This is a genomic window from Samsonia erythrinae (assembly GCF_004342665.1).
Lineage (GTDB): Bacteria > Pseudomonadota > Gammaproteobacteria > Enterobacterales > Enterobacteriaceae > Samsonia > Samsonia erythrinae.
On the sequence record NZ_SMBY01000008.1, the window covers coordinates 98,701 to 111,149 of the forward strand.

Annotated in this window: 12 protein-coding genes; 1 reads left to right on the forward strand and 11 read right to left on the reverse strand. The window is 50.1% G+C overall.

Translation table 11 applies throughout. The annotated features are described in order from the left end of the window. Positions 1-112: 112 nt before the first annotated feature. Positions 113-1,483, reverse strand: coding sequence for a bifunctional UDP-N-acetylglucosamine diphosphorylase/glucosamine-1-phosphate N-acetyltransferase GlmU (gene glmU, locus EDC54_RS13310; protein ID WP_132457130.1), 1,371 nt, complete (start codon positions 1,481-1,483; stop codon positions 113-115). 321 nt (positions 1,484-1,804) lie between these two features. Between glmU and pelX the strand changes: the two genes are divergently transcribed. Continuing rightward, positions 1,805-4,003, forward strand: a complete 2,199-nt coding sequence (gene pelX, locus EDC54_RS13315; protein WP_132457133.1) for a pectate disaccharide-lyase PelX — start codon at positions 1,805-1,807, stop codon at positions 4,001-4,003. Positions 4,004-4,258: 255 nt separating this feature from the next. Here pelX and EDC54_RS13320 read toward each other — a convergent pair whose 3' ends face one another. From EDC54_RS13320 to rsmG, 10 genes are all read right to left on the reverse strand, one after another. After that, positions 4,259-4,678: a F0F1 ATP synthase subunit epsilon gene (locus tag EDC54_RS13320; protein WP_132457136.1), complete on the reverse strand. Its 420-nt coding sequence runs from the start codon at positions 4,676-4,678 to the stop codon at positions 4,259-4,261. 19 nt (positions 4,679-4,697) lie between these two features. After that, positions 4,698-6,080, reverse strand: coding sequence for a F0F1 ATP synthase subunit beta (gene atpD / locus EDC54_RS13325; RefSeq protein WP_132457139.1), 1,383 nt, complete (start codon positions 6,078-6,080; stop codon positions 4,698-4,700). A gap of 46 nt (positions 6,081-6,126) precedes the next feature. Further along, positions 6,127-6,990, reverse strand: coding sequence for a F0F1 ATP synthase subunit gamma (gene atpG / locus EDC54_RS13330; protein ID WP_132457142.1), 864 nt, complete (start codon positions 6,988-6,990; stop codon positions 6,127-6,129). A gap of 52 nt (positions 6,991-7,042) precedes the next feature. Next, positions 7,043-8,584 carry a F0F1 ATP synthase subunit alpha gene (atpA, locus tag EDC54_RS13335; RefSeq protein WP_132457145.1) on the reverse strand — a complete coding sequence of 514 codons (1,542 nt, stop codon included), beginning with the start codon at positions 8,582-8,584 and terminating at the stop codon, positions 7,043-7,045. A 12-nt stretch (positions 8,585-8,596) separates the two neighbouring features. Then, positions 8,597-9,130, reverse strand: a complete 534-nt coding sequence (gene atpH / locus EDC54_RS13340; RefSeq protein ID WP_132457148.1) for a F0F1 ATP synthase subunit delta — start codon at positions 9,128-9,130, stop codon at positions 8,597-8,599. A gap of 14 nt (positions 9,131-9,144) precedes the next feature. Next, a complete protein-coding gene (atpF, locus tag EDC54_RS13345) occupies positions 9,145-9,615 on the reverse strand; it encodes a F0F1 ATP synthase subunit B (RefSeq protein WP_132457151.1) in 471 nt (156 codons plus the stop codon). A gap of 62 nt (positions 9,616-9,677) precedes the next feature. Then, on the reverse strand, positions 9,678-9,917 hold the full coding sequence (gene atpE / locus EDC54_RS13350) for a F0F1 ATP synthase subunit C (protein ID WP_005976545.1): 240 nt from the start codon (positions 9,915-9,917) through the stop codon (positions 9,678-9,680). A 50-nt stretch (positions 9,918-9,967) separates the two neighbouring features. Beyond that, the gene (atpB, locus tag EDC54_RS13355) at positions 9,968-10,768 is read right to left on the reverse strand and encodes a F0F1 ATP synthase subunit A (RefSeq protein WP_132457154.1); all 801 of its coding nucleotides are present in this window, start codon (positions 10,766-10,768) and stop codon (positions 9,968-9,970) included. A 22-nt stretch (positions 10,769-10,790) separates the two neighbouring features. After that, on the reverse strand, positions 10,791-11,174 hold the full coding sequence (gene atpI, locus EDC54_RS13360; protein WP_132457157.1) for a F0F1 ATP synthase subunit I: 384 nt from the start codon (positions 11,172-11,174) through the stop codon (positions 10,791-10,793). Positions 11,175-11,805: 631 nt separating this feature from the next. Next, complete coding sequence (gene rsmG, locus EDC54_RS13365) at positions 11,806-12,426, reverse strand: 16S rRNA (guanine(527)-N(7))-methyltransferase RsmG (protein WP_132457160.1); 621 nt, start codon at positions 12,424-12,426, stop codon at positions 11,806-11,808. Between the last annotated feature and the right edge of the window lie 23 nt (positions 12,427-12,449).

Genomic DNA, 12,449 nt, shown 5'->3' on the forward strand with positions numbered 1-12,449 from the left:
CGGATTCCCCGAGCCTTGTAGAGAGTTGGGGATTATTATGTTTTGTTTTGTACCCTGCACCAGCCAGCGTACAAAACAAAATCGCCTCCGCGGCGTGCGGAGGCATCGGGTATCACTTCTTCTTCACTGGCCGTAGCCAACCGGAAATATGGCGCTGTTTTACGCGACTAATCACCAGCTCATTCTCTGCCACATCACGGGTAACCGTCGTTCCCGCGCCGATGGTCGCGCCGTGGGCGACGCTAACGGGCGCGACCAATTGCGTATCCGAACCGACAAATACGTCATCACCAATCACCGTTTTGTGTTTATTCGCGCCATCATAGTTACAGGTGATCGTCCCCGCACCAATATTAACATTGGAACCGACATCCGCATCCCCCAAATAGCTGAGGTGGCCCGCTTTCGAACCTTTTCCCAGACGCGCTTTTTTCAGCTCGACAAAATTACCGACGTGCGCGCCTTCGGCCAGCTCAGTACCGGGGCGCAAGCGAGCAAACGGCCCGACGGTGCACTGCGAGTCCAGCGTCGCATTTTCCAATACAGAGTAAGGACTTACCTCACAATCATCACCGATGCTGCTGTTTTTAATGACACATCCGGCACCGATTTTTACCCGATTGCCAAGCCGTACCTGACCTTCCATAACCACATTGACATCAATCACCACATCACGACCGTGGGTCAATTCACCACGCAGATCAAATCGCGCCGGGTCGAGTAGCATGACGCCAGCCAACAACAACTTATCCGCCTGTTCACGCTGGTAAATCCGCTCCAATGTCGACAGTTGCAGACGATTATTAACGCCCTCAACTTCGCTCAGCCGATCGGGGTGGACAGTTTCAACCCGCTGACCGTCTTCCGCCGCCATTGCAATAATATCGGTGATATAAAACTCGCCCTGAGCATTGTTGTTATTCAATCGGCTTAACCAGCGTTTCAAATCTTTGCCGCCGGCAATCAAAATGCCGGTATTGATTTCGTTAATCAGTCGTTGCGTTTCACTGGCATCTTTGTGCTCGACGATCCCCACGACCGCGTCATTTTTACGCACAATACGTCCGTATCCCGTCGGATCGTCCAGTTTCACCGTCAACAGACCGATACCACCCTGTGGCTTAGCCTGACGCAGACGTTCCAGCGTTTGCGGCGAAATCAGCGGCACATCACCATACAACATCAAAATATCTTCATCATCAGCAAAGTAAGGCGCAGCTTGCTGCATCGCATGACCGGTTCCCAACTGCTCCGCCTGCAATACCCAGTTCAATGCCGGATCGGTTAATTCCCGCTTTAATAACTCGCCGCCGTGACCATACACCAGGTGGACATGCTGTGCGCCTGTCGTCATTGCGGCGTCAATGACGTGCTGAACCATCGGTTTACCTGCCAGTCTGTGCAGCACCTTTGGAAGATCGGAATACATTCGGGTTCCTTTACCGGCGGCAAGGATCACCACGCTCATAGCACTATTTGACATAAGCATCCTGACAATTCCGGGGTCGCAGCCCCGCAAGAATAAAAACAGCCAGCCTGTTACGGCGCGAATCCTCTGAGTTTACCGAAACTGGTGCATAACGCAGATACTTTTTGGTGAGTTTTTTCCGAAAATGGCGCAAAAAAACGAGAATTCTCATCAGGAAATAAAATGGGCGCCATCCATCGAAAAATAAATGACATGCCATTTCATATAAAACAGACCTTATTTTTAAACCAACCCATTTGTGACGTACACAAAAGAAACAGCGTTTCATTTATAGCAATATACGCGAGCGAATAATTTAATAACGAAGGAGATACAATGAAACGTTGTTCTTCACACCTTGCCGTCGTCGCTTTGACGAATGCATTACTCTTTAGCTTCAGCACACACGCCACGACCGCCGTTTCAACGGTCTGGCACGGCATCACCTTTGGTCAGTCAACAGATGTCAACTTCTCATCCAATGTCCTGCCAGAAAAAATAGGTATTAACGACGTCACCATTAACGGTAAGAAATTATCACCGGGCGATAACGCCGATCTCTCCGCGCCTATCACGATTGAGAGCCGTGGCGGGAAGATTGCCAACACCCATGACGGGTTAACGTTCTTCTATAAGCGGTTACCGGCCAATGTGAATTTTACGCTTCTGTCTGATATTACCGTGGAACAGTTTGGCCCCGAAAATGGCGCCAAACCCGCCGCGCAGGAAGGGGCGGGAATTCTGGTACGCGATATTCTCGGCGCACCGCGTCAAGTCCCCCTGAAAATAGGTTATGAGGAATTCCCCGCGGCCTCCAATATGGTGATGAACGCCATCATGACGCAGGATAAAAAATCTCATACCGAAATTAAACTACAGGCCATTTTGCGCAATGGCGTGACACAGCCGTGGGGTAACGCGGGCGCGAAGATGACCAAAACCAGCTATCAGGAAAATGTGAATCTGGAGCAAACGCCGACGTTCCGCCTGAAACTGGAGCGCACCAACGACGGCTTCATTACCTCTTATGCACCGAAAGGCACGGATAACTGGGTATCGAAAGAAGTCAAAGGCGCGGACGTCGTTACCAAGCTGGATAAAGACCACTATTACGTCGGTTTCTTTGCCTCACGTAATGCCAAAATAACGGTCAGCAATGCCCGGTTAACCACGACCCCGGCGCAGACAAAATCGTCACCCGAATTTAAAGCTAAAGCCTATAAGCCCTTGTTACAGGTGATGTCATCCCCCAAAACCACCAGCGAACATTATATCGTGCAGGCCAGAGCCAACTATGACGGCACGATCTTGGTTGCACAAAACGGGACGTCTCTGGGCGAGGCCAAACCGATCAAAGCGGGAGAAACGTTCTCTCAGCCAGCCAAAATGACCGGTAACGGTGCTGAATTCACTCTCACTTATCAACCCGTAGAAGGGGATGATAAAGCAGCAAAAGAGAGTACGTTTAAAGTAGAGAGATTGGCTTATGCCGACGCGAAAAATCTGTATGTCTCGCCGCAAGGTTCAGCCAGCAACGACGGCAGTAAAAATGCGCCGCTCGATCTGACCAGCGCCATCGCCGCTTTGCCCGCTGGCGGTACAATCTGGCTTAACGATGGTGATTACACTGCGACCGAAATCCCCGTCAGCGCCAGCGGTCAGCCAAAAGCCGTCAAGAACCTGTTTGCCGTCGGTAATAAAGCCGTCATTCATGGTCTGCAACTGAATGCAAACCATTGGCATGTGAAAGGGATTGAAATCACAGAGAAACCTTTCCGTATCGAAGGGAGCCACAACACTATCGAACGCGTTCTGGCACACCATTGTGATGACACCGGTATTCAGGTTACCTCGAAAGCCGATGTAGGTAGACCACTTTGGGCCAGCCATAACCTGATTCTGAATTCAGAATCTCACAGCAACCAGGATCCAGGCAAAATTAATGCCGACGGCTTCGCGGTGAAAATGCGCGTGGGTGAAGGCAACGTGATTCGTGGCGCCTTCTCACACAACAACATCGATGACGGCTTCGACCTGTTTAACAAAATTGAAGATGGCGCAAACGGCGTTGTGGTGATCGAGCATTCTATCGCTATGAACAACACCAGCAACGGTTTCAAAATGGGGGGAGAGGGGCAGCCAGTCGCGCATCAGGTCAAACACAGTATTGCGGTGGGGAATAAACTTGATGGTTTCACTGACAACTTCAACCCTGGCGCACTGATCGTTGAAAACAACATCGCGTTAGATAACGAGCGTTTTAACTTCATTTTCCGCCCAAGCCCTTACTCTGGCCCGGAAAAACAAGGCATCTTTAAGAACAACATCTCGCTGAAAACCAAGACCGGTAAATATGATGATGCAGTGGTCGGCAATATCGATAACACCAACTACTTCATCAAAGGCGACCGCTCTGTTAACGCGCAAGGTAAGGAAATCACAGTAAATAACTTTGTTTCGGTTACCGTCCCAGAGACGTTTACACGTGACGCCAAAGGCAATCTGGTACCCGGTGACTTCCTGAAGAAAAAATAAGTTTGAGCAGAGAGCATCACAGATTTTGTCATTATCCGGCGCAAAAAATTATGCTGAGGAGATAGCAGGCTTAGGATGAGCAGCATGGACGCTGCGAAAGCTTGCGCCACGCAGGACAAAACCATCTCTTAGTCTGCATAAAAATGTAACTAAGAGGTGAATCTGTGAAGGCAGGCAGGAAAGAGGAATCACCTTAAATGCAAAAAGGCCAGTCAGTGTGAACCGACTGGCCTTCAATTATTGCAAGCTTATCTGTTACATCGCTTTTCTGGTCAGCTCGATAACGCGCAGTTTCGCAATCGCTTTAGTCAGCTCAGCAGAAGCCTGTGCATAATCCACATCGCCATGCGAATTGCGGATATGTTCTTCGGCTTTGCGTTTTGCTTCCAACGCGCGCGCTTCATCCAGATCCTGCCCGCGGATAGCCGTATCAGACAGCACGGTAACCATGTTCGGCTGCACCTCAAGGATGCCGCCAGAAAGATAAATATACTCTTCCTCACCGTGCTGCTTAACGATACGAACCATACCAGGTTTAATGGCAGTGAGCAGAGGGGCATGTCCCGGATAAATCCCCAGTTCGCCTTCGCTCCCCGTTACCTGGATCTTCTGCACCAGACCGGAGAACATTTGCTGTTCCGCACTCACGACATCCAGATGGTAAGTCATAGCCATGTCACCCTCCTACAAGGCGTTACAGTTTCTTGGCTTTTTCCACGGCTTCTTCAATGGAACCAACCATATAGAACGCCTGCTCTGGCAGGTGGTCGTATTCGCCGTCCATAATCCCTTTAAAGCCACGAATGGTGTCTTTCAGAGAGACGTATTTGCCCGGCGAGCCAGTAAAGACTTCCGCGACGAAGAACGGCTGGGACAGGAAACGCTGAATCTTACGCGCACGGGATACCACCAGCTTATCTTCTTCAGACAGCTCGTCCATACCCAGAATCGCAATAATGTCTTTCAGTTCCTGATAGCGTTGCAGAATAGACTGCACGCCACGGGCAACATCATAGTGTTCCTGACCAACAACCAGCGGATCCAGCTGACGGCTGGTGGAATCCAGCGGGTCAACCGCCGGGTAGATCCCCAACGACGCGATCTGACGGCTCAGAACCACGGTTGCATCCAGGTGCGCAAAGGTGGTGGCAGGCGACGGGTCAGTCAAGTCATCCGCAGGAACGTAAACGGCCTGAACGGACGTGATTGAGCCGGTTTTGGTGGAAGTGATACGTTCTTGCAGAACGCCCATCTCTTCCGCCAGCGTCGGCTGATAACCTACCGCAGAAGGCATACGACCCAGCAGTGCGGAAACTTCGGTACCGGCCAGGGTATAACGGTAGATGTTATCGACAAACAGCAGTACGTCACGGCCTTCATCACGGAATTTTTCCGCCATGGTCAGACCGGTCAATGCAACGCGCAGACGGTTACCCGGCGGCTCGTTCATCTGGCCATACACCAGTGATACTTTATCGATAACGTTGGAGTCGGTCATTTCGTGGTAGAAGTCGTTCCCTTCACGAGTACGTTCACCCACACCGGCAAACACAGAATAACCTGAGTGCTCGATCGCGATGTTACGGATCAGCTCCATCATGTTGACGGTTTTACCTACACCCGCGCCACCGAACAGACCCACTTTACCGCCTTTGGCGAACGGACACATCAGGTCGATAACCTTGATGCCGGTTTCCAGCAGTTCCTGTGAGTTTGACAATTCTTCATAGCTAGGTGCTGAACGGTGGATAGCCCAACGTTCTTCTTCGCCGATGTCGCCCTTCATGTCAACCGGTTCACCCAGTACGTTCATGATACGACCCAGCGTTGCTTTACCAACCGGCACTTCGATCGGGTGTTCCAGATTCTCGACCGTCAACCCGCGACGCAGGCCATCGGAGGAACCCATTGAGATACAACGAACAACGCCGCCGCCCAACTGCTGCTGCACTTCAAGCACCAGTTTGGCAGAACCGTTCTCTACCTCAAGCGCATCGTACACTTTCGGTACGGCATCTTGGGGGAATTCGACGTCCACCACGGCGCCGATTACCTGGATAATCTTTCCAGTAGCCATCTTGAATCCTCTACGTAATTCAACAATACGTAATTCGTAAACCTGCTTAAACCGCGGAGGCTCCCCCGACGATTTCGGTGAGTTCCTGGGTAATACTGGCCTGACGAGCTTTGTTATAAACCAACTGAAGCTCTTTGATCAGACTACCGCCGTTATCGGTCGCGGCTTTCATCGCAACCATTCGTGCAGCCTGTTCGCTAGCCAGATTTTCTACGACGCCCTGATAAACCTGAGATTCCACATAACGGCGCAGCAAGGTATCCAGCAGCGACTTGGGATCGGGCTCATACAGGTAATCCCAGGCTTTCTTCTTCAACTCACCGTCATCCGAAGGCGGTAACGGTAAAATTTGAACAATAAGCGGTTCCTGAGACATGGTATTAATAAATTTGTTGCTTACGATATACAGCTTGTCCAGACGACCTTCGTCATAGGCTTGCAGCATAACTTTAACCGGGCCGATCAACTCTGATACGGAAGGGTTATCCCCCATACCGGTGACCTGAGCAACAATGTTCCCGCCTACTGAACCAAAGAAAGAGACCGCTTTGGAACCCACCAGCGCTAAATCAATTTCAACGCCTTTATCGCTCCAGGATTTCATATCAGCCAGCAGTTTCTTGAACAGGTTAATGTTCAAACCACCGCACAGACCACGGTCAGTAGACACGACCAAATACCCGACGCGCTTAACGTCACGCTCTTCCAGGTATGGGTGCTTATATTCCAGATTACCTAACGCAAGGTGACCAATCACATTGCGTATCGTTTCCGCATAAGGACGGCTTGCCGCCATACGCTCCTGCGATTTACGCATTTTGGAAGCGGCGACCATTTCCATTGCTTTGGTGATCTTCTGCGTATTTTGGACGCTTGCGATCTTACTACGTATCTCTTTTGCGCCGGCCATCTTTGCCTCTCCTCAATGCCTTGCGGCCTGCTTTATAGCAGGCCACCGGGCGTTACCAGGACTGGGTTGCCTTAAAAGTATCGAGGATGCCTTTAAATTTGCCCTCGATCTCATCGTTATAAGCGCCAGTTTGGTCGATTTGTTGCAGAAGTTCGCCATGCTCACGGTCGGCATAAGCCAGCAGAGCCGCTTCAAAGCTGCCGACTTTCGACAGTTCAACGTCTTCCAGATAACCACGTTCAGCCGCAAACAGAACCAGAGACTGTTGTGCGACAGACATCGGCGCATACTGTTTCTGCTTCAACAGCTCGGTCACTTTCTGACCGTGACTCAACTGCTTGCGTGTCGCATCATCAAGATCGGAGGCAAACTGAGAGAAAGCAGCCAGCTCACGGTACTGCGCCAGCGCGGTACGAATACCACCGGACAGTTTCTTCATGATCTTGGTCTGTGCAGCGCCACCCACACGGGATACGGAGATCCCCGGGTTAACCGCAGGACGAATACCGGCGTTAAACAGGTTGGATTCCAGGAAGATCTGACCATCGGTAATCGAAATTACGTTGGTCGGAACGAACGCAGAAACGTCACCCGCTTGCGTTTCGATGATCGGCAGCGCGGTCAACGAACCGGTTTTCCCCTTCACTTCACCCTTGGTGAATGCTTCAACGTAATCGGCGTTAACGCGCGATGCACGCTCCAGCAAACGGGAGTGGAGATAGAAAACGTCACCAGGATAAGCTTCACGGCCTGGCGGACGACGGAGCAGCAGAGAAATCTGACGATAAGCAACGGCCTGTTTAGACAGGTCATCATAAATAATCAGCGCATCTTCACCGCGGTCACGGAAGTACTCGCCCATCGCGCAACCGGCATACGGCGCCAGATATTGCAGCGCGGCAGACTCAGACGCGGTAGCCACGACGACAATGGTATTTTCCAGTGCGCCATGCTCTTCCAGTTTACGCACCACGTTAGAGATCGTGGAAGCCTTCTGGCCGATAGCGACGTACACACATTTGATACCGGAGTCACGCTGGTTGATGATGGCATCGATAGCCAGCGCGGTTTTACCCGTCTGACGGTCGCCGATAATCAATTCACGCTGACCACGCCCGATTGGGATCATGGCGTCAACGGACTTATAACCCGTCTGTACAGGTTCGTCGACGGACTGACGTTCGATAACGCCAGGCGCAATCGCTTCAACCGCAGAGAAGCCATCATGATCCAGAGGGCCTTTACCATCAATCGGCACGCCCAGCGTGTTCACCACACGCCCCAGCAGGCCACGGCCAACCGGAACTTCAAGAATACGGCCAGTGCATTTTACTTTCATGCCTTCGGCCAGATCCGCATACGGCCCCATTACCACCGCACCAACGGAGTCGCGCTCCAGGTTCAGTGCAATCGCATAACGGTTGCCCGGCAGAGAGATCATCTCTCCCTGCATCACGTCGGCCAGACCGTGAACACGGATGATTCCGTCGCTGACGGAAACAATAGTACCTTCATTGTGAGCTTCGCTCACCACATTGAACTGAGCAATGCGCTGCTTGATCAGTTCGCTGATTTCGGTGGAATTCAGTTGCATGCTCCAGTCCCCTTAAGACTGCAAGACGTCTGCCAGACGTTCCAGACGACCGCGAATGCTGCCATCTATCACCATATCGCCCGCGCGAATAACCACACCGGCCATGACAGACTTATCAATTTTGCAATTCAGCTTCACTTTGCGTGACAGACGTTGTTCCATAGCAGCAGAAATCTTCGACAGCTGCTGCTCATTCAACGTGTTGGCAGAAATCACCTCGACGTCAACCGTCGATTCCAGAGCCGCCCGCAGTTGAATAAATTGTTCCAGTACTTCAGGAAGCACCGGTAAACGTCCGTTTTCGGCCATCACCTTAATCAGGTTCTGACCGGCTTCATCAAGTTGATCACCACAAACGGCAATAAACGTTTTCGCCAGCTCAATCGGTGCGACCGCACCAGAAAGCAACTCGGCAATCTGCTCGTTGCGCGCCACTTCAGCCGTAAACGCCAGCATATTCTGCCAGCGTTCCAAAGCCTGATTCTCAACCGCAAAGTCAAAAGCTGCTTTGGCGTAGGGGCGAGCTACCGTGACAAATTCAGACATCAGCCCCTCCCTCCTTACAGTTCAGCGACCAGTTTATCAACGATGTCGCTGTTAGCAGCTTCATCCACGGAACGTTCAATAATTTTCTCAGCACCGGCAATCGCCAACACGGCAACTTGCTTACGCAACTCTTCACGAGCGCGCTTACGTTCGGCTTCGATTTCAGCCTGCGCCTGCGCGACAATTTTGTTACGTTCAGCTTCCGCTTCAACTTTCGCCTCATCCAAAATCTGAGCGCGACGCTTGTTCGCTTGCTCGATAATGACCTGAGCTTCCGCTTTGGCTTTTTTCAGTTGATCTGTCGCATTGGCCTGAGCCAAGTTCAAATCTTTTTTGGCACGTTCGGCAGAAGCCAGACCGTCAGCAATTTCTTTCTGACGCTTCTCGATGGCTGCCATAATCGGCGGCCATACATACTTCATGCAGAACCAGACAAACAGGACGAACGCAATGGCCTGGCCGAGGATTGTTGCGTTAATATTCACAGCACAATGCCTCTTTCAAAGTTAATAAGTTGATGTTTTAACCTCAGCAGAAAACCTTCTGCTTAGGCTACCGCAAACATCACATACAGCCCCAGACCAACAGCGATCATCGGGATGGCGTCAACCAGGCCCATGACGATAAAGAACTGTGTACGCAGCAGAGGAATCAGGTCAGGCTGGCGTGCAGCACCTTCCAAGAATTTACCACCCAGAATGCCGATACCGATCGCAGCACCGATTGCCGCCAAACCCATCATTAACGCGGCAGCCATGTACAGCAGATCCACACTCAGGTTTTCCATGACAGTCTCCAGTTTGTTTCAGTTAAAAACGTTATTGTGTTGAAAGAAAATCAATGCTCTTCAGATGCCATCGAGAGATAAACAACGGTCAGAACCATGAAAATAAAAGCCTGAAGCGTAATAATCAAAATGTGGAAAATAGCCCAAGGCACATTTAACAACCATTGTGACCACCACGGCAACAGACCGGCAATCAGGATGAAGATCAACTCACCCGCATACATATTGCCAAACAGTCGCAACCCTAAGGAAATAGGCTTGGACAGCAGGCTGACACCTTCAAGAATCAGGTTGATTGGAATAAACACGGGATGGTTGAACGGCTGCATGGTCAGTTCTTTAACGAAACCACCGACGCCTTTCATTTTGATGCTGTAGAACAGCACAAGAATAAACACCCCAAGCGCCATCGATAACGTAATATTGACGTCAGCTGTCGGTACAGCACGCAGATAAGCATGCGCCGGATCGTATCCCAACAGGCTGTAGATTCCAGCCCAGGCTTGCGGCAACAGATCGATAGGCAGCAAATCCATCAGGTTCATCAGGAAAACCCAGACGAAAATGGTCAGCGCCAAAGGCGCAATCAGTTTGCTTTTGCCGTGGAACATATCGCGTACGGTGCCATCAACGAAACCGATAATCAGTTCGACAGCCGTTTGCAGCTTGCCTGGAACGCCACTGGTCGCATGTTTAGCGACGCGGTGAAAGATAACCAGAAAGAGGATCCCAAGAGCGATGGAGAAAAACATCGAATCGACGTTAATCGACCAAAAACCCGTCCCCACCTGCAAATGATGCAAGTGGTGACCGATATACTCTTGCGGAGTAGAGATTTCTCCAGCAGCCATGATGTCTCTTACCCTTTTGTTGTTAATTACGGTAACGATTAATAACTGTCGGCGCCACGATCTGCATAACCAGCACCGATAAATAAGTCAGGCCAAGCGGAAAAAATGCCGCGTTGAACACCCCTAACGACACCACCAGCAGCGCAATGGTGACAAAGACTTTAAGCGCCTCGCCAATCGCGAATGACCAAGCCACCTTTCCATCCACGGGTTTGTGCGACTGATGCAACAAGGCAAACAGCACAAACAAGATGTTCGGCAACCAGGCCGACAACCCACCACCGAGTGCAGAAACGGCAGCATGGATGCTATTGAGGCTGAAAACCGCGCTCAACAGAACAAAAGTCATTAACTGTAGCAACAGCAGTTTTAAAGCCACTTTTCCGCTGTAAAGGGATACAGACATGACGTTTGCTCTCTCCGTACCTTTTCAGAGGTATGCCGCTGACGTATAAAACTGCCTTTACACCACAGAGTCAAGCAGCAAAAAACGAGCAAATTATACGGGTCATCCCTACGAATTCAATCGATAAGTAGCGAAAAGGTGAACAATTATTTAAATTTCTTCCTGAAGCCCGATTTTTACTAACTATCTCTCAGCGCATGCCTGGTATCATTAATTTCTAAAGGTCCACAATATGTGATACCTCTCACATAAAAGCGCTTACAAAGTTTTATAACCGAAAGCGTTTTTTTTTGTCTTTAGCAAAAGAAGCTATTTATTTTATTTAATTTCAATGTGTTATAAAACCATCGTTTTGGAATACTTGATAAACACCGTTTAAACCAACTATTGACATTATTGATATCATTTTTTTACTCAATTAACACAAAAACAACCCGCTTTTGATGCCAATTATTTATTTTCGAACGTTATTATTCAGCACGAAAGCAAAAAGCGCGAGACAGAAAAACAAAGGTGTAAAATTTCAGTGAAAACAATGTACTCAGATATTCCCCGGCCGGTAAACGGGATAACAGACTGATGCACAATATTTAGCTATCTTTAGCTATCGTTTTTTTGATAAAGAGCAAAATTAGTTTGGTTTAAGCACGACCAAATGACGTTCTCCCTCCAGTTCAGGAACGGAGAGACGAACCACCCGATCCAGCACAACCCCTTGTGGCAAGTCTGACAATTCCTCTTCAGGAATAACGCCTTTCAGGGCATAAAAACGTCCCGCGGGTCGGGCTGGAAGGTGACGGCACCAGTTGATCATGTCCTGCAAAGACGCAAATGCGCGGCTAATGACCCCATCAAAAGGCGGCTCAGCCGGAAATTCCTCAACGCGGCGTTGCACCGGGGTGATATTTTCAAGCTGAAGTTCATGCTGCACCTGACGCAGAAAACGGACACGCTTACCCAGACTATCCAACAAGGTAAAATGCGAATCAGGGCGAACAATCGCCAACGGGATCCCCGGCAGCCCGGGACCGGTTCCCACATCGATAAAACGTCGTCCGTCTAAATACGGCTCAACGACGATACTGTCCATAATATGACGGATAAGCATTTGCTGCGGATCGCGTACCGACGTCAGGTTGTACGCTTTATTCCACTTATTCAGCATATCAACATATTGTATCAGAAGGTTTTTTTGTTTGTCTGAGATCACAATGCCAGATGTGTTCAGCAGACTATCGAGTGTGTTACGCACAATAAAATCCCGATGAAAGTGTC

What these genes read in the sequence shown, in the direction of transcription:
- EDC54_RS13320 (WP_132457136.1), bottom strand. Translation starts at nt 4,678, where the DNA reads ATGGCTATGACTTACCATCTGGATGTCGTGAGTGCGGAACAGCAAATG.
- atpI (WP_132457157.1), bottom strand. Translation starts at nt 11,174, where the DNA reads ATGTCTGTATCCCTTTACAGCGGAAAAGTGGCTTTAAAACTGCTGTTG.
- atpE (WP_005976545.1), bottom strand. Translation starts at nt 9,917, where the DNA reads ATGGAAAACCTGAGTGTGGATCTGCTGTACATGGCTGCCGCGTTAATG.
- atpB (WP_132457154.1), bottom strand. Translation starts at nt 10,768, where the DNA reads ATGGCTGCTGGAGAAATCTCTACTCCGCAAGAGTATATCGGTCACCAC.
- atpG (WP_132457142.1), bottom strand. Translation starts at nt 6,990, where the DNA reads ATGGCCGGCGCAAAAGAGATACGTAGTAAGATCGCAAGCGTCCAAAAT.
- atpA (WP_132457145.1), bottom strand. Translation starts at nt 8,584, where the DNA reads ATGCAACTGAATTCCACCGAAATCAGCGAACTGATCAAGCAGCGCATT.
- atpD (WP_132457139.1), bottom strand. Translation starts at nt 6,080, where the DNA reads ATGGCTACTGGAAAGATTATCCAGGTAATCGGCGCCGTGGTGGACGTC.
- pelX (WP_132457133.1), top strand. Translation starts at nt 1,805, where the DNA reads ATGAAACGTTGTTCTTCACACCTTGCCGTCGTCGCTTTGACGAATGCA.
- glmU (WP_132457130.1), bottom strand. Translation starts at nt 1,483, where the DNA reads ATGTCAAATAGTGCTATGAGCGTGGTGATCCTTGCCGCCGGTAAAGGA.
- atpH (WP_132457148.1), bottom strand. Translation starts at nt 9,130, where the DNA reads ATGTCTGAATTTGTCACGGTAGCTCGCCCCTACGCCAAAGCAGCTTTT.